Genomic DNA, 16,859 nt, shown 5'->3' with positions numbered 1-16,859 from the left:
GCAAATGCTGTCAGTTTCATTGGTGACATCAGTTGGGCGATCAGGTTCTCTTCTTAACCCGCCTGCCGCTGCGGGAACAAACTGATAGGCAGCAACACACCGCTTTAAATGAATTTTGCGTGCGCTTCCGGTCTCTATGCTCTGCCGCAGCGTTCTCAAATAAGGCGAGAATGAGATCGCCCCCTTTCGGCTCAATCACGTCACAGACCGAAAAAGCGCGTTTCAGCCGCATATACTTTCGCCTCAACACACAAGTCGAAGAATTCGAAAGTTTCGTTTTTTTGTTTGCCGCCCAAATTAATTAAGCGGTATTTATTCGCGTATTTTAATCGATTAAACAAACACATAGCCCTTTGGCCGCCTTGCTGCATTTCTGCGCATCCACTAGGTTCGCAGCCCTTAAGACCGGGTTCAGTATTTGTTAACACTGCCCGGCCGCTCACAAATAGCTCCCACAACAAGGATCTCGGGATCATGCAGGAAGTAGGCGATAGGAATTCAGCCATTGGCAGCGAAACGTTTGGCTTCAAAGGACTGAAAGCGCTCTATTGGAACCAGAGCGAGCCTGCGCTTTATGAGTATTCCCTGAACCGAGGTGAAAGCCAGCTGGCCGCTGGCGGCGCTCTGGTCGCAGAAACCGGCGTACACACCGGCCGCTCGCCGAAAGACAAGTTTGTGGTTGTCGATGACCAGACCAAGGACGCCGTCTGGTGGGACAACAACGCGCAAATGTCCCGGGAGCAGTTTGATCTCCTTATGAGTGATTTCCTGGCACATGCTGAAGGAATGGAGCTTTTCGCGCAGGACCTTTACGGCGGAGCAGATGCCGACCACCGCCTGCCGGTCCGCGTCTATACAGAATACGCATGGCATTCTCTTTTCATCCGCAATCTGCTGCTGCGCCCGGAGCGCAGCGACCTCGCAGATTTTGCGCCAGAAATGACGATTGTAGACCTGCCAAGTTTTACTGCCGACCCGGCCCGCCACGGTTGCCGCGGCGAGACCGTGATCGCAGTCGATCTGACACGCAAGATTGTTCTGATCGGCGGCACATCTTATGCCGGTGAAATGAAGAAATCGGTGTTCACCGTCCTCAATCATCTGCTTCCGGAAAAGGGCATCATGCCGATGCACTGCTCGGCCAATGTTGGCGACGGCGGTGATACAGCCGTCTTCTTCGGTCTGTCCGGCACCGGCAAAACAACCTTGTCCGCTGACCCGTCACGCACTCTGATCGGCGATGACGAGCACGGCTGGAGCGAAAACGGTGTCTTCAACTTTGAAGGTGGCTGCTACGCAAAGACCATCAAACTGTCCGCGGAGGCAGAGCCGGAAATCTATTCCACCACTCAGCGGTTTGGCACGGTTCTGGAGAATGTTGTGCTGGACGCAGACCGGGTTCCGGATTTCGATGATGGTTCGAAAACAGAAAACACCCGTGCCGCCTACCCGATCCACTTCATTTCCAATGCCAGCGACACTGGCTGTGCGCCGGTCCCGAAGACGATCATCATGCTGACGGCAGATGCATTTGGCGTCATGCCTCCGATCGCTCGACTCACCCCGGCCCAGGCAATGTATCACTTCCTGTCGGGTTACACGGCCAAGGTGGCGGGCACCGAAAAGGGTGTGACCGAGCCGCAAGCGACGTTCTCAACCTGTTTCGGTGCGCCGTTCTTGCCGCGCCATCCGTCCGAATACGGAAATCTTCTCAAGGATCTGATCGCCAAGCACAATGTCGATTGCTGGCTGGTGAACACCGGCTGGACCGGCGGCGCGCATGGTGTCGGCCACCGGATGCCGATCAAGGCGACCCGAACCCTTTTGCAGGCTGCACTCTCCGGTGATCTTTCGAACGCAGAATTCCGGACAGATGCAAACTTCGGCTTCGAAGTTCCTGTTGAAGTTGCCGGTGTAGATACCGAGATCCTGACGCCGCGCGACACTTGGTCCGACAAAGAGGCTTATGACGCACAAGCTGCAAAACTGGTCGACATGTTCGTAAACAACTTTGAGACCTTCGAACCACATGTCGACAAATCTGTCCGCAGCGCAGCCCCATCTGTCAGGCTTGCTGCAGAATAATCATCCGCTGACAAGTGGACCAATTGAGGAGCACCTGCCAAGTGGCAGGTGCTTTTTCTTTGGCAGCTTCTTCTTTCATCCGTTTGCGGACCCGCTATATTTACTAATGGATCCAAGGAGATTGAACCATGCAGGATGGCAACAGCCGCACCGCTCCCGACATTTTGGCAACCACCCAAACGTGGAAAGAAGCGGGCCGATCGGTGGCCTTGGCGACTGTCGTTGAGACCTGGGGGTCCGCGCCCCGCCCCGCCGGATCGCATCTGGTGATCGATGCTGATGGCAATTTTGAAGGCTCAGTGTCTGGCGGCTGCGTTGAAGGCGCGGTGGTCGCGGAAGCCATTGATGTGATTGAAACGGGTAAAGCGGCGATGCTTGAATTTGGCGTTGCCGATGAAACAGCTTGGCGGGTTGGTCTGTCTTGTGGCGGCCGCATTCGCGTTTACGTCGAACCGGTAAACTGATTGAGTATTGTCTATGCCACCTATTGAGACGTTATTGGCCTTTTTTGCCGCGACTGCCCTTTTTGCTTACATACCAGGCCCTGCCCTGCTTTACACCGCCGCTCAAACGATTGCGCGGGGACGCCGCGCCGGATTTCTTGCAGCTCTTGGCATTCATATGGGCTGCTACGTGCACGTCTTTGCAGCAGCTCTCGGGCTCTCCGCGATCTTTTCTGTTGTTCCGAGTCTTTACTTCGCGCTGAAAATCATTGGCGGCGCCTATCTGATTTTTCTCGGCATTCAGATGATCCGCGCACGGGCGGATAGTGGCGCAATACCCAACCTGCCTCAAAAAAGTGGTCGGCGGGCCATGGTGGACAGCTTCCTCGTGGAAGTCCTCAATCCGAAGGTCGCCGTCTTTTTCATAGCATTTCTGCCACAGTTCGTTAGCCCGGAAGCGGCCCTTCCGGTCTGGGCACAGTTCCTCATTCTCGGGACGATCGTCAATTTTGCGTTCACGTCCGCTGATATCGTCACCGTGCTCTTTGCATCAGAAGTCAAAAAGCGTTTCACGCGTCAATCCAGAATGCAGGCAATCACCAGGTGGGCCGGCGGCTCACTGCTTGTTGGGCTTGGCCTGAAGCTGGCAACGGATCGCAGTTAACATGGAACTCTCACTTCTCAGCCAACTGAACACAGAACGGGCTGCCCGCCGAGCCGCTATTCTGGTCACAGATATGACCGCTGGCAGCCAACGGTTGATCAAGAGGGACATTGCCTACCGTGACGACCCTCTGGCTGAAGAATTCGACAAGCGCTTCCTGTCCGGCAAATCCGGCCTTGTCAAAACCGATGCCGGCGAGGCCTTTCTGACTGTCTCTGTGCCCTCACCCCGACTTGTCCTCATCGGCGCCGTACACATCAGCCAGGCACTGGTTCCCATGGCTGAAATTGCAGGCCTCAATGTCAGCGTGATTGATCCACGCACGGCCTTTGCGACCGAAGACCGGTTTCCTGGGTCCAGCTTGTTGGCTGAGTGGCCGGAAGATGTCCTGAGAGTTGAGCCATTTGACCCTTACACCGCTGTCGCGGCAGTCACCCATGACCCCAAGATTGATGATTACCCACTCATGGAAGCGCTCAAGACCGGGTGCTTTTATGTGGGTGCTCTTGGCAGCAAAAAGACCCATGGCAAGCGCCTGGAGCGGTTTCGGGAAACGGGCTTGTCAGAGGATGTACTGAGCCGGATGGAAGCGCCAATCGGTCTCGACATTGGTGCAGCCTCCCCTCAAGAAATTGCAGTTGCAGTCCTCGCCTCCGTGATCAAGGCCTTACGAAAACCCGATGGGGTTTCGCCATGAAGAGGGGCCTGGAATGAAGTTTGGCCCCGTTGCGCTGATGGAAGCTGAGGGCTGTGTGCTCGCCCACTCGACCAAACTGCCTGGCCTCATCCTCAAGAAAGGGCATCGCTTAACAGAAACCGACTGCGCTCTTTTGAGCGAGGCCGGCTTGGAGACGATTGTTGTTGCGCGCCTTGAAGCCGGAGACCTGGACGAAGACGCAGCGGCAGCCCGACTAGGAGGCGCTGCCAAAGGTGCCGGCCTGTACACGGACGCGCCGTTTACGGGCCGGATGAACCTGTTTTCAGACACCGACGGTGTTCTGGTTATTGATGAGGCCGCGGTCACAGATGCCAATAGAATAGATCCGGCGATTACCTTTGCAACGCTCGCAAATCATACTCGGGTCACGCCGGGCCGGATGGTCGCAACAGCCAAAATCATACCCTTTGCGGTATCGGATGTTTTAATCGGCAAGGCCGAAAGAGCGATCAAAGGCGCGGTCCGCGTCGCGCCGTTTTCTGCCCGCAAGGTTGGCTTGATCGCGACATGCTTGCCCCATTTAAAACCTTCCACGATGGACAAGACCCGCCGGATACTCGAAGACCGACTTCGGGCAAGCGGCAGTCAGATCGCGGCTGAATTGCGCGTCGACCATACCGAAGAGGCTGTTTCTGCTGCCATTTCCCAAATGAATACCAGCGGCGTAGACTTGCTGATCCTGTTTGGCGCGTCAGCAGTTGTTGACCGGGAAGATGTTCTTCCTGCAGCGCTGGAAAGAGCTGGCGGCGACGTTCGACACCTCGGCATGCCGGTGGACCCGGGTAACCTTCTTATGCTGGGCGATCTCAACGCCACACCTGTGATCGGCGCACCGGGGTGCGCCCGCAGCCCAAAGGAAAACGGCTTTGACTGGATCCTTGATCGCCTGCTCGCCGGATTGGCAGTTTCAACCCACGACATCACCGGCATGGGCGTTGGAGGCCTCTTGATGGAGATCGGGACGCGGCCGCAACCAAGGGCCCCAAAGGCCCCCAGGTCGAAGCCGAAGATCGCAGCGATCATTCTGGGCGCCGGTAAATCCTCCCGCATGGGTGGACCAAACAAGCTGCTGGCGCAACTGGATGGCAAGTCGTTGATACGTCACGCTGCAGAAACGGCTTGCGGTGCTGATTTGATCGAAACCGTTCTGGTCACTGGTCACCTTGCTGAGAGGGTCGAAGCCGAAGTTGATGATCTTGATCTGAATGTCACGTTTAATGCCGACTATGCAGATGGTATGGCGGGCTCGATCCGCGCTGGCATGAATGCTCTAAAAACGGAGCCGGAAGCCGTCATTATCCTTCTCGGAGACATGCCGCGCATTACGCCGGAGGCCTTGAACCGACTCATTGTTGCCTATCGGGAAAGCTCCAGCAACCTGATTGTCGCAGCGACTGCGGACGGGAAACGCGGCAATCCGGTACTCTGGGACCAGCGATTTTTCGACGCGCTCAAATCCTTGACCGGTGACATTGGCGCTCGCCATGTTATTGCTGAGAATCCAGGCTTCGTAGCGGAAGTCGAGCTTGGTGATGCGGCCCGACTCGACTTGGACACACCCCAAGCACTGTTTGCAGCCGGTGGGCAGCTCCCGCCAGATGACCAGCAATAAAGCGCTAAACAACGGAAGTTGTTAAGCTTTCTGAGCAAAGGTAAACTAGGCTTAACCGGCTATGCAGGAAATGCAAGGCCGACATGCCTGCTATTCTATTGCAATTTTGTGACATCCGACCTATGTACTCGATGCGCTTGCTGAAGGGCTCTCTGCTTGCAGAGGTGGGCCATGAAAAACGTCCCGGGCGTCTGCTAAATCCGATTTATTTCAAAGGCTGTTCGGATCCTCACTTGAGGAGGATGCTCGAGCGCTTTTGTTGTGTGCGTATAGAATAAAGGAAACTGTCATGGCTGACTTGTCTCTCCCGCGCCCGGGCTGCTGTAAATGGGCAGAAGGCGACGCTGGAAATTACACCTTTCCGTGCTCCAACCGGGTCGAGCCGGGCGTTTCTTACTGTGACGACCACCGCTCCATCGTTTACATCCCACCGGAAGAGCGCCGCCGCAACCGTTCTGGTGGTGGCATGAGCTTGTCCTTCCGTCGCGCGGCTTAAAACTACAGCTGCTTGTAAATAAAAGCAGTTCTCCGTGGATCATCCACGCGCCTCAAACCCGGCCCCAGGCCGGGTTTTTTGTCGGCGCCCCTAGCACTTTTGACGACCAACCTTCGCGCCAATACGCTCCAATTTCCGTATAATTTACCTATTCATTTAATTTACCCTGCGTTCTTCTCCCCCTATTTACTGCTACCTCAAAGCTTTTATTGTTTCATTTTTAGATATTTTTTATTCAATTATTGTGGCCAGTTAAGACTTTGTTTTTAACCGACCGGTACTTTTTCCCGTACTAGATTTGTTGCAAAGCAACCTAGACGACGGGCAGGATGGGTATACACCTGGTTGAAAATGAGAAGGAACGCCTGGACGCGCTGCACGCACTGCAGATCGTGGGCTCTGAGCGTTTGCCGGAATATGATGCGGTGGTGGAAGCCGTTGCAGCCATCTTCGATTGCCCCATCGCATTGATTTCTCTGGTAGATGAACGGGTTCAATGGTTCAAAGCCGCCTGCGGCGTTGATATCGAAGGCACTGCGAGAGAAGTTTCCATCTGCCAACATGCCCTTTCAGCTGATGATCTGTTTGTCGTTCCAGATACGCTGAGCGATGAAAGGTTCTGCGACAATCCGTTGGTCACGGGCGAGCCGAATATCCGTTTCTATGCCGGTTGTCCTCTAAGTCTGGATGGAAAAAACAGGCTCGGCACTCTCTGTGTCATCGACCAAAGACCACGCAAGCCGGCCCGGCAGCAATTGGATCAGCTGCGACGTATGGGCCGGGTGGTCGAGGGGCTTCTTAAATCTCATCAGGCAAATGTAGAAAAAGAAGCAGCGCTCGCGCGTGCAGAAGCGGAACATGAAGAGGCCGTGGGCAAAGGCCGACTTCTTGAAGAAATTGCCGCCGTATCTGGCGTTGGTGGTTGGGAGTTGTGCATGAACTCTCAAAAGCTGACATGGACGCGGAAGACCCACGAGATCCATGACGTATCTGATGACTATGTCCCGAACGTCGAAACAGCCATTGACTTCTATGCGCCAGAAGCCCGGGGGACAATCACCAAGGCGGTTGCGCGTGGTATTGAGCAAGGTCGCGGCTGGGATGCTGAACTGCCCCTGGTAACCGCCAAAGGTCGCCAAATCTGGGTTCGCGCTGTAGGCCGCCCAATCGAAAAGGACGGCGAAACCATCAAGCTTGTTGGCGCATTTCAGGACGTAACTGAGCGGAAACAAGTTGAACAAGCGGTCCGCGAATCCGAAGCCGCACACCGGACGACGCTTGAGACGCTCAGTGAAGGTGTCTTGGTGCTGACCCGGTCCGGCATCATACAGTCCTGCAATCCGGCAGGCGCGAAACTGCTTGATTCTACGACCGAGCGTCTCGTCGGCCGAAACGTCAAAGATCTCACAGTCGCTGTTATTTGCGACCTCGGGGTTACACACCAAGAGGTTAATACGCTCGAACTTGCGGCAAAAGATCCGCTCCTCGTCTGCGATGCCACGGCTGAACTCAAACACAGTGGAAAAGCGGCGTCGCGATGGTTGCGTGTCAATGCAAGACCCATTGCACAAGGCGGCGATTACGCCCTTGATGGGGTCGTCGTTTCACTGACCGACATCACGGAAACCAAACGCCAGGCGAATACGCTCCAAGGCATTTTCGACAATTTCCCGGGCGGTGTGGCGCACTACAGCGACAACTTCCAGCTCGCATCTTACAATGACGAATTCGGCAAACTGCTCGGTTATCCCGCCGATATGTTACGGCAGAAATTGCATATTCTAGATTACCTCAAGTTTTCAGCCGAAAGAGGTGATTATGGGCCCGGAGACCCGGAGAAACTTGCTCTGGAGAAGTTCAGGCTAAACTCTCCCTCCAAAGCCTACAGCTACGAGCGTCAGAACGCTGATGGGCGATACCTCGAAGTTCGCTACACTCCATTGCCGGCGGGCGGTTCCATTTTCAATTTCTTTGACGTGACTGATCGCAAAGAAATGGAAAAAACGCTGGCCGAAAGCGAACGTCTGGCACGAGACCGGTTGGCGGAGCTCGAAGCCGTCCTCGGCAACATGCGCCAGGGCGTGAGCGTATTCGACAAGGACGGCAAGCTCATTTTGTGGAACCAGCAATACCTGGACATCTTCCGGAAGCCCTATGGCGAGGTGCGCGAAGGTGTCAGCCTTATTGATTTGCTTCAGGCAGAAAAAGACCGCGGCGATTTCGATGGCGACGTCGAAGAACACTATAAATCGCTCTATGAAAAACTGTCCCGCGGCGAAGTCGTCCGTTCTAAATTCACACATCCCGACGGCAAGGTGATCGGAGTGGTCCATGCCCCATTGCCGGACGGCGGATGGATCGGGACTCACGAAGACATCACTTTGCGCGAAGAAGCCGCAGCGCGCATTACCCACGCGGCCCACCACGATGACCTGACGGGTCTCGCCAATCGCGCGCTCTTCACGGCACGCCTTCAAGAAGCCCTGCTCGATGCCCAGATGCAAGGAACGGGCGGACATCTGTTATTGCTGGATCTAGATCGCTTCAAACCCGTCAACGACACCTACGGCCACGATGTCGGGGACGAGCTGCTCTGTCAGGTTGCGCAGAGGTTCAAAGAGTGCGTACGTGCAACCGACCTTGTTGCGCGAATTGGCGGGGACGAATTTGCGATCATCCTTCAGGGTGGGGGGCCAGGCGAGCCCTGGGTGACCGAAATCGCGGAGCGGCTGGTAGCAGCACTCAATGAGCCCTTTGATGTCTTTGCCCATAATGTTTCGATCGGGATCAGCCTCGGGATTTCTTATATTGGTGCAGACGCCGCATCGATCGAATCCCTTCAGAAAAAAGCTGACATCGCGCTCTATGAAGTCAAGCAGAATGGGCGGAATGGCTTCCGGTTCTACGAAGCTGGGCGCGCCCATAAGGTTATCCGTGGCGGTGCGGCCTGAACGAAACTTCGCAAAAGTTTCTTCTCAAGAAAAAAGCAAAAAACGCGATCCAATCCGGACCGCGTTTTCAAAAATACGTTTCTGAGCGTAAGCTGATTAGGCAGCCTTGAGAGCTTCTGCGACGTCCTTCAGCTGAGACAGGGTCATTTCTGCCTTCTGCTTGGTGTCGTCGTCTTTCGCGTCAGCAACATCCTCTTCGGCGTTCTTTATCGCCTGAGCCAGTTGGTCTTCGCTGATTTCAGACACCGGGATCGCCTGTTCGGCCAAGACGGTCAGACCGCCTGGAGCAATGTCAGCAAACCCGCCGCGCACGAAATACTCATCCCAGGATCCAGCATCTGTGCGGACTTTCAGGATGCCCGGCTTGATGGTGGACATGAACGGGCTGTGGTTCTTCAGAACGCCAAACTCGCCTTCGGTGCCCGGTACAACGACCTCGGCAACCTGTTCGGACAGGAGCTGGCGCTCCGGCGAGACCAACTCAAACTGGAAAAGTTCAGCCATTTGGCGTCTTCCTTGTCAGTCATCGGTTCAGATGGCAGGCAGAAGGCCGGACCATCAAACAAGAGAAAACCGGACGCCGTTTTCCGGCGTCCGATCCAATGCCTTAAGCGGCTTCTGCAGCCAGCTTTTGAGCTTTCTCGATGGCTTCCTCGATGGAACCAACCATGTAGAAAGCAGCTTCCGGCAGATGGTCGTATTCACCGTCAACAAGGCCTTTGAAGCCCTTGATGGTGTCTTCCAGAGCAACCAGCTTGCCCGGAGAACCGGTGAAGACCTCAGCCACGAAGAACGGCTGCGACAGGAAGCGCTCGATCTTACGGGCACGTGCCACGGTGAGCTTATCTTCTTCAGATAGTTCGTCCATGCCGAGGATGGCGATGATGTCCTGAAGAGCCTTGTAGCGCTGCAGAGTACCCTGAACAGCACGGGCTGTTTCGTAGTGCTCTTCACCAATGATACGGGCATCCAGCATGCGGGATGAGGAATCCAGCGGATCCACAGCCGGGTAGATACCTTTTTCAGCGATTGCGCGGTTCAGAACCGTGGTCGCATCCAAGTGAGCAAAGGTCGATGCCGGTGCCGGATCGGTCAAGTCATCGGCAGGAACGTAAACGGCCTGAACCGAGGTGATCGAGCCCTTGTTCGTGGTGGTGATCCGCTCCTGCATGCCGCCCATGTCGGTGGCAAGTGTCGGCTGGTAACCCACAGCAGACGGGATACGACCGAGAAGCGCGGACACCTCAGAACCAGCCTGGGTGAAGCGGAAGATGTTGTCCACGAAGAACAGAACGTCCTGACCTTCATCACGGAAGTGCTCGGCGACTGTCAGACCAGTCAAAGCAACACGGGCACGCGCTCCGGGAGGCTCGTTCATCTGACCGTAAACGAGGGCCGCTTTGGAGCCTTCTCCGCCGCCTTCCTTGTTCACGTTGGATTCGATCATTTCCCAGTAAAGATCGTTGCCTTCACGGGTGCGTTCACCAACACCGGCGAATACGGAGTAACCGCCGTGCGCCTTAGCGATGTTGTTGATCAGTTCCATGATGAGAACGGTTTTGCCAACGCCGGCGCCGCCGAACAGACCGATTTTACCGCCCTTTGCGTACGGTGCGAGAAGGTCAACGACCTTAATACCCGTCACAAGGATTTCAGCTTCGGTCGACTGCTCGATGAATTCCGGAGCTTCCTGGTGAATACCGCGCTTCTGCTCGTGCTTGATTTCGCCAGCATCGTCAACCGGCTCACCAATCACATTCATGATGCGGCCGAGTGTGCCGTCCCCAACCGGAACCATGATGGCAGAACCGGTGTCGACAACTTCCTGACCGCGGACCAGACCCTCGGTGGAGTCCATCGCGATGGTACGTACTGTGTTCTCGCCCAGGTGCTGAGCAACTTCGAGCACCAAGCGGTTGCCCTGGTTGTCCGCTTCAAGAGCGTTCAGGATCAACGGCAGATGGTCATCGAACTTGACGTCGACAACGGCGCCGATGACCTGGGTGACCCGTCCGACTTTTTTGTCAGCCATATCCCTAATCCTCGTCTCGATCCCGTTACAGCGCTTCAGCGCCTGAGATAATTTCAATCAATTCGGTCGTAATCTGAGCCTGGCGCTGGCGGTTGTAGTTGATCGTCAGTTTGTCGATCATGTCGCCGGCGTTGCGCGTCGCGTTGTCCATTGCGGACATACGAGCGCCCTGCTCAGATGCAGCGTTTTCCAGAAGCGCCCGGAAAACCTGGATGGAGATGTTCCGCGGCAGAAGATCAGCAAGGATCTCAGCCTCATCCGGCTCATACTCATAGACCGCGCTTGCACCGCCTTCATCCGTGCCTTCGCTTGCCTCAAAATGGGCCGGGATCAACTGCTGGGCAGTCGGAACCTGAGCGATAACGGATTGGAAGGTCGCATAGAACAATGTGCAGACGTCAAACTCTCCATTTTCATACATGGAGAGAACCTTGCGCCCAATTTCATCCGCATTGGAGAAACCGACGTTTTTGACGCCGCGCAGCTCGATGGTCTCGATCACGTGCTGGCCAAGGTCGCGTTTGATCGCGTCGAAACCTTTTTTGCCAACACATAGGATCTTGACCGTCTTGCCCTGGCCAATCAGGCTTTTTGCCTTTTCGCGTGCCAGCTTGGCGATGTTCGTGTTGAAGCCCCCGCAAAGACCGCGTTCGGCCGTTGCAACAACCAGGAGATGAACCTGGTCATTGCCCGTACCGGACATCAGCTTCGGAGCGTCGTCGCGGCCTTCAAAAGCCACGGCGAGGTTGGCCAGCACGCTCTCCATGCGTTCCGCATAGGGGCGCGCGGCCTCCGCAGCTTCCTGGGCACGACGCAGTTTCGCCGCGGCCACCATCTGCATGGCCTTGGTGATTTTCTGCGTCGCCTTCACGGAAGCGATGCGGTTTCGTAAGTCCTTCAGGCTCGGCATGGCCGCCCCTGCTCCTTATCCCGGCGTGTGGTCTTAGGCGAAGTTCTTAGCGAACGCGTCAAGCGCAGCTTTCAGCTTGCCAGTGAGGTCGTCGTCGAGGGCTTTCTTTTCCCAGATCGCGTCGAGCAGTTCTTTGTGCTCACCACGCAGGAACAGAAGCAGGCCTTCTTCGAATTCCTTCACACGATCAACCGGATGGTTGTCGAGGTATCCGTTCACGCCAGCATAGATCACGGCGACCTGCTCTTCAGTCTTCAGCGGCGAGAACTGCGGCTGCTTCAGTAGTTCGGTCAAACGTGCACCGCGGTTCAACAGGCGCTGAGTGGTGGCGTCAAGGTCGGAGCCGAACTGCGCGAACGCAGCCATTTCACGGTACTGAGCCAGCTCACCCTTAATCGGGCCAGCAACCTGCTTCATCGCCTTGATCTGAGCTGAGGACCCCACGCGGGACACCGACAGACCAACGTTAACAGCCGGGCGGATACCCTGGTAGAACAAGTCCGTTTCCAGGAAGATCTGACCGTCGGTGATCGAGATCACGTTGGTCGGAATAAACGCGGACACGTCGTTGCCCTGGGTTTCAATGACCGGAAGTGCGGTCAAAGAGCCCTTGCCGTGGTCTTCGTTCAACTTCGCAGCACGCTCCAGCAGACGGGAGTGCAGGTAGAAAACGTCACCCGGGAACGCTTCACGTCCTGGCGGGCGGCGCAGAAGCAGAGACATCTGGCGGTAAGCAACAGCCTGCTTGGTCAGGTCATCGTAACCGATCACGGCGTGCATGCCGTTGTCGCGGAAGAACTCACCCATTGCACAGCCGGCAAACGGCGCCAGGAACTGCAGCGGAGCAGCTTCGGATGCGGTCGCGGCGATAACGATGGAGTATTCCAGAGCGCCGTTGTCTTCCAGTGTCTTGACAAACTGGGCAACGGTGGAACGCTTCTGACCAACAGCGACGTAGATGCAGTACAGCTTTGCATCTTCGTCGTCGCCGGCATGAAGCGGCTTCTGGTTGAGGAACGTGTCGAGGATGATCGCGGTCTTACCGGTCTGACGGTCACCAATGACGAGCTCGCGCTGGCCGCGGCCAACCGGGATCAGGGCGTCGATGGCTTTCAGGCCAGTAGACATCGGCTCGTGCACGGACTTACGCGGCAGGATGCCCGGCGCTTTAACGTCCACACGGCGCTTTTCAGTAGCTTCGATCGGGCCTTTGCCATCGATCGGGTTGCCGAGCGGATCGACAACGCGGCCAAGGAGACCTTTACCAACCGGCACTTCCACGATGGCGCCGGTCCGCTTGACGGTGTCGCCTTCTTTAATGTCACGGTCAGAACCGAAGATAACTACACCGACGTTGTCGGATTCCAGGTTCAGGGCCATGCCCTTGATACCACCCGGGAATTCGACCATCTCACCAGCCTGAACTTTGTCCAGACCATAAACACGGGCGATACCGTCACCGACGGAGAGCACCTGACCAACTTCAGAAACTTCGGCTTCCTGGCCAAAGCTCTTGATCTGGTCCTTGAGGATTGCGGAGATTTCCGCGGCCCGAATATCCATCAGCCGACCTCTTTCATCGCGAACTTGAGTGAATTGAGCTTGGTACGCAGCGACGTATCGATCATGCGGGACCCGACTTTGACCACAAGGCCGCCGATCAGGGCAGGATCAACCTTAGCTGCGATGTTTACAGATTTGCCCGTGGAAGCAGAGAGCGCTTCTTTCAGGGCAGCGACATGTTCGTCTGACAGAGCAGCGGCAGACACCACTTCAGCTGTTTCTTCGCCGCGCTTTTCTGCAAGCAGGGCGCGGAAAGACTTGATCATGTCAGGAAGGACGAAGAGGCGCCGGTTACGGGCTGCCAACTTCACGAAATTTGCGGCCAGGCCTTTGATGCCAGCCTTGTCGAGAAGTGCTGCGAGCGCTGCAAGCTGCTCTTCAGCACTGAATGCCGGGCTTTTCACAAGACGGACGAGATCTTCGCTTTCGGAAAGCATGCCTTCAAAAGCAGTCAGATCCCGTTCCACGTCAGCCGTTACGCCGTCGCCTTCAGCTAGGTCGAGAAGGGCGGACGCATAACGCTGTGCCACGCCGGATACGAGAGATACGTTGTCAGTCACCAGGTCCGTGCTCTCTGACGTTTTTCATGTCCGCAAAACGGCTAGCGTCCGCAAGACATTGAAAAAATGAATGATTTCAAGGTCAGAAGGTATGACGGTTAAACCGTTCCCCCAAAGCCGCGCCTCAATTAGCACAGGGTTTCCCAGTGTGCAACGCCGCGGGGAGGCTGTTCTTGCCGATTCATTGGTGTTTTTTACCCATCCGCGACAAAAAGCCTTGCAGATCAATGTGTCACCGGCCGTATAAACCTTTAGACGGTGGCCGCTTTTGAGACCGTGTTTGCATTCGTTCTCATTGCGGGTCTACCACGAAAGACCAACACATCCTGCGACGGCTAAGCCACCGAAAGCCTTCTATACCAAAGCAGCCCATCCGTTTCGGTCTATGCGCGGTGCTACAAAAAGTGCTGCGGATCAATATCGATCTGTACGCGAAGGCCCTTCGTCGGCTTCGGGCCGTTTGAAAGCCAGCCTCTGATATAAGACTGCAAGTCATATTGCTTCGGCGCCATCGCCAAAAGGCGAAACCGGTAGCGTCCTCGGACCATGGCCAAAGCGGCTTCTGCAGGTCCAAGCAGCGTAACGGCCTGGTCCGGAGGCGCCACCCGTGCAAGCTGTCGGGCAAAACTTTCCGCAAAATTCCTGTCAGGACCTGAGATTACGACAGCTGCCAATCGACCAAATGGCGGCAGCCCAGCGGCGCGGCGCGCTTCGATCTCCGCCTGATAAAACGCGTGTTTATCGTTGGAGAGCAACGCCTTGATGACAGGATGATCGGCGCTGTAGGTCTGCAAAAAGCCTTTGCCGCCACCGGTGACGCGGCCTGCACGGCCCGTGACCTGGGCAAGCAGTTGGAAGGTCTTTTCAGCGGCACGCGGATCGCCATGCGCCAGGCCGAGATCTGCATCAACCACGCCAACCAGCTTCAGTTTCGGGAAATTGTGGCCTTTGGCGACCAACTGAGTTCCGATGATAATATCAGCGCCGCCCTCTTCGACGACTTTCATTTCCCGCTTCAATCGCTCAGGCCCACCAGGCAGATCAGACGACAGAACCAACGTCCGCGCCTGTGGGAAGAGATCGCTCACTTCTTCTGCAATCCGCTCTACACCGGGGCCACAGGCAACCAGCGTATTGGTGCTTTGGCATGACGGGCAGCTTTCCGGTACGCGTTCGTTATGCCCGCAGTGGTGACAAACCAGTTTCTTTTGAAACCTGTGCTCAACCAGCCACGTGCTGCAATGCGGACATTGGAACCTGTGACCGCAGGTGCGGCATAATGTCAGAGGGGCATATCCGCGCCGGTTCAGGAACAACAGCGCCTGATCCCCGTTGGCGTAAGTTTCCTTGATTGCGCCCACCAAACCCGGTGCCAGCCAACGCCCCTGTTCCGGTCCGTCCAGGCGCATATCAATGGCCGATAGATCGGGAAGTGCAGCGCCGGACGCCCGGTCAGGCAATTCGACCAGACTATACCGGCCCTGCTCAGCATTGACCCGGCTCTCGATCGACGGTGTCGCGGAGGCCAAGACTACCGGGAAGCGTGAAATATGCCCGCGCACGACGGCCATGTCCCGTGCGCTATAGGGCACACGGTCATCCTGCTTGAACGCGGCATCGTGTTCTTCATCGACGATGATCAGCCCTAGTTCCTTAAATGGAAGAAAGAGAGAGGATCGCGCGCCGATCACGACACGGACATCGCCAGTTGCAACACCGCGCCAAACCCTCGCCCGGTTTTTTGGTGTAATTTCAGAGTGCCACTCGGCCGGATAAACACCGAACCGCTGTTCAAACCGCCGCAGAAACTGTTCTGTCAGCGCAATTTCCGGCAGAAGCACCAGTGCCTGCTTATCCCGCCGCAAGGCTTCCGCGATTGCTTCGAAGTAGACCTCGGTCTTGCCAGACCCGGTCACACCGTCAATCAATGTCACTGCGGCGCCTTTGTCGAAACTATCTGATAGCTTCTCCGCAGCTGCTTGCTGAGCCGGCGTCAGTTCCTTTTGCGCATAGTCGATCTGAGGACGTGGCAGCGGGGGTGCTGCCGGCATGGAGACGATCTCTAGCACCTCTTGTTGAACCAGTCCGTCAATGACGGATGCGCTGACACCGGCTGCATGTGCGAGGCCGCTTTTTGTCCACGCAAATCCGTCTTCCATCGTTCCGAGAACACGGCAGCGGGCGGGCGTCATCCGCTCTGGCTCCGCACCTTCGATCCGCCGGACACCTGGAACCGGGGCTTCCGGTTCGAGTGCCTCTTCAGACCGCAGCACCATGCGCACAACCATGCCCGGTGCACCGAGCGTCCAGCCGGCCACCCAGTCCACAAACCGGCGGAGATCCTTATCAAGCGGCGGCGTGGTGTCGTAAACGTGGGAAATCGATTTGAGTTTGTTGGAATTGATCGCCGCATCCGGCTCACCGTCCCAGACCGCACCGATGACCTCGCGCGTTCCCAATGGCACCCGAACAATCGAACCCGGCACCACCGACTGCCCAGCAGGGACCTTATAGGTATAAGCAACCGGCACGGCGACGGGTACCAGCACGCTGGCAATCGTGTCTTTCGGCTCCAAATCGTCAAACAGCACGGCAGGTCACATTTTTCGGCATGGCATTTCGTGGTCCACACATCCACGGGTGAGAGATGCGGCACGCTCTGCGGAGATTGCCCGGATCCTTGTTCCGTTCAAGCGGAATAATTTTTGAGGTACGTACCGCAAAAAGACTTTCACCAGAGAATCAGGGCTTCAGTTGGGCAGCATCCTAGGCTAAAGAGAGCGCAGCTGACCATTCATACGTTCGCTTGCCGACAGCGGCAGGCT

At 56.3% G+C, this 16,859-nt stretch carries 14 protein-coding genes; 7 read left to right on the top strand and 7 right to left on the bottom strand.

Annotated features, from left to right (window positions below; genetic code table 11):
• Nucleotides 1-200 precede the first annotated feature (200 nt).
• The gene (locus ACVDG4_RS17920; protein ID WP_447236115.1) at nt 201-443 is read right to left on the bottom strand and encodes a hypothetical protein; all 243 of its coding nucleotides are present in this window, start codon (nt 441-443) and stop codon (nt 201-203) included.
• 31 nt (nt 444-474) lie between these two features.
• Between ACVDG4_RS17920 and ACVDG4_RS17915 the strand changes: the two genes are divergently transcribed.
• The 7 genes from ACVDG4_RS17915 (at nt 475) to ACVDG4_RS17885 (ending at nt 8,969) form a co-directional block, all read left to right on the top strand.
• Nucleotides 475-2,085, top strand: coding sequence for a phosphoenolpyruvate carboxykinase (locus ACVDG4_RS17915; RefSeq protein WP_447236114.1), 1,611 nt, complete (start codon nt 475-477; stop codon nt 2,083-2,085).
• Nucleotides 2,086-2,213: 128 nt separating this feature from the next.
• A complete protein-coding gene (locus tag ACVDG4_RS17910; RefSeq protein WP_306148090.1) occupies nt 2,214-2,549 on the top strand; it encodes an XdhC family protein in 336 nt (111 codons plus the stop codon).
• A 13-nt stretch (nt 2,550-2,562) separates the two neighbouring features.
• The gene (locus ACVDG4_RS17905) at nt 2,563-3,192 is read left to right on the top strand and encodes a LysE family translocator (RefSeq protein WP_447236113.1); all 630 of its coding nucleotides are present in this window, start codon (nt 2,563-2,565) and stop codon (nt 3,190-3,192) included.
• 1 nt (nt 3,193) lies between these two features.
• The gene (locus tag ACVDG4_RS17900) at nt 3,194-3,889 is read left to right on the top strand and encodes an XdhC family protein (RefSeq protein WP_447236112.1); all 696 of its coding nucleotides are present in this window, start codon (nt 3,194-3,196) and stop codon (nt 3,887-3,889) included.
• 13 nt (nt 3,890-3,902) lie between these two features.
• Nucleotides 3,903-5,522 carry an NTP transferase domain-containing protein gene (locus ACVDG4_RS17895; RefSeq protein WP_447236111.1) on the top strand — a complete coding sequence of 540 codons (1,620 nt, stop codon included), beginning with the start codon at nt 3,903-3,905 and terminating at the stop codon, nt 5,520-5,522.
• Between the two features lie 289 nt (nt 5,523-5,811).
• Nucleotides 5,812-6,018, top strand: coding sequence for a hypothetical protein (locus ACVDG4_RS17890; protein ID WP_133949130.1), 207 nt, complete (start codon nt 5,812-5,814; stop codon nt 6,016-6,018).
• Between the two features lie 329 nt (nt 6,019-6,347).
• A complete protein-coding gene (locus ACVDG4_RS17885; RefSeq protein ID WP_447236110.1) occupies nt 6,348-8,969 on the top strand; it encodes a PAS-domain containing protein in 2,622 nt (873 codons plus the stop codon).
• A 96-nt stretch (nt 8,970-9,065) separates the two neighbouring features.
• Here the strand turns inward: ACVDG4_RS17885 and ACVDG4_RS17880 are convergent, their stop codons facing one another.
• The 6 genes from ACVDG4_RS17880 to ACVDG4_RS17855 all read right to left on the bottom strand — a co-directional run bounded on the left by ACVDG4_RS17880 (nt 9,066) and on the right by ACVDG4_RS17855 (nt 16,625).
• Nucleotides 9,066-9,473 (bottom strand): F0F1 ATP synthase subunit epsilon, encoded by a 408-nt coding sequence (locus ACVDG4_RS17880; protein WP_040451346.1) that lies wholly within the window; start codon nt 9,471-9,473, stop codon nt 9,066-9,068.
• Between the two features lie 103 nt (nt 9,474-9,576).
• Nucleotides 9,577-11,001: a F0F1 ATP synthase subunit beta gene (atpD, locus tag ACVDG4_RS17875; protein WP_133949136.1), complete on the bottom strand. Its 1,425-nt coding sequence runs from the start codon at nt 10,999-11,001 to the stop codon at nt 9,577-9,579.
• Nucleotides 11,002-11,026: 25 nt separating this feature from the next.
• Nucleotides 11,027-11,911, bottom strand: coding sequence for a F0F1 ATP synthase subunit gamma (locus ACVDG4_RS17870; RefSeq protein WP_209172164.1), 885 nt, complete (start codon nt 11,909-11,911; stop codon nt 11,027-11,029).
• Between the two features lie 33 nt (nt 11,912-11,944).
• The gene (atpA, locus tag ACVDG4_RS17865; protein ID WP_133949140.1) at nt 11,945-13,474 is read right to left on the bottom strand and encodes a F0F1 ATP synthase subunit alpha; all 1,530 of its coding nucleotides are present in this window, start codon (nt 13,472-13,474) and stop codon (nt 11,945-11,947) included.
• Entirely contained in the window at nt 13,474-14,034 is a 561-nt protein-coding gene (locus ACVDG4_RS17860; RefSeq protein WP_040451344.1) for a F0F1 ATP synthase subunit delta, read from the bottom strand. The genes atpA and ACVDG4_RS17860 overlap by 1 nt, the downstream gene beginning before the upstream one ends.
• 395 nt (nt 14,035-14,429) lie before the next feature.
• On the bottom strand, nt 14,430-16,625 hold the full coding sequence (locus tag ACVDG4_RS17855; RefSeq protein WP_447236109.1) for a primosomal protein N': 2,196 nt from the start codon (nt 16,623-16,625) through the stop codon (nt 14,430-14,432).
• Between the last annotated feature and the right edge of the window lie 234 nt (nt 16,626-16,859).

It is taken from the genome of Roseibium sp. MB-4, assembly GCF_053005265.1.
Note: the sequence above shows the minus strand (reverse complement) of the source record. Positions and strands in the feature narration are given on the sequence as shown.

Bases quoted from the DNA above. Each gene is read 5' to 3' on its own strand.
- ACVDG4_RS17915 (WP_447236114.1), top strand. From the start codon at position 475: ATGCAGGAAGTAGGCGATAGGAATTCAGCCATTGGCAGCGAAACGTTT.
- ACVDG4_RS17910 (WP_306148090.1), top strand. From the start codon at position 2,214: ATGCAGGATGGCAACAGCCGCACCGCTCCCGACATTTTGGCAACCACC.
- ACVDG4_RS17905 (WP_447236113.1), top strand. From the start codon at position 2,563: ATGCCACCTATTGAGACGTTATTGGCCTTTTTTGCCGCGACTGCCCTT.
- ACVDG4_RS17900 (WP_447236112.1), top strand. From the start codon at position 3,194: ATGGAACTCTCACTTCTCAGCCAACTGAACACAGAACGGGCTGCCCGC.
- ACVDG4_RS17895 (WP_447236111.1), top strand. From the start codon at position 3,903: ATGAAGTTTGGCCCCGTTGCGCTGATGGAAGCTGAGGGCTGTGTGCTC.
- ACVDG4_RS17890 (WP_133949130.1), top strand. From the start codon at position 5,812: ATGGCTGACTTGTCTCTCCCGCGCCCGGGCTGCTGTAAATGGGCAGAA.
- ACVDG4_RS17885 (WP_447236110.1), top strand. From the start codon at position 6,348: ATGGGTATACACCTGGTTGAAAATGAGAAGGAACGCCTGGACGCGCTG.
- ACVDG4_RS17880 (WP_040451346.1), bottom strand. From the start codon at position 9,473: ATGGCTGAACTTTTCCAGTTTGAGTTGGTCTCGCCGGAGCGCCAGCTC.
- atpD (WP_133949136.1), bottom strand. From the start codon at position 11,001: ATGGCTGACAAAAAAGTCGGACGGGTCACCCAGGTCATCGGCGCCGTT.
- ACVDG4_RS17870 (WP_209172164.1), bottom strand. From the start codon at position 11,911: ATGCCGAGCCTGAAGGACTTACGAAACCGCATCGCTTCCGTGAAGGCG.
- atpA (WP_133949140.1), bottom strand. From the start codon at position 13,474: ATGGATATTCGGGCCGCGGAAATCTCCGCAATCCTCAAGGACCAGATC.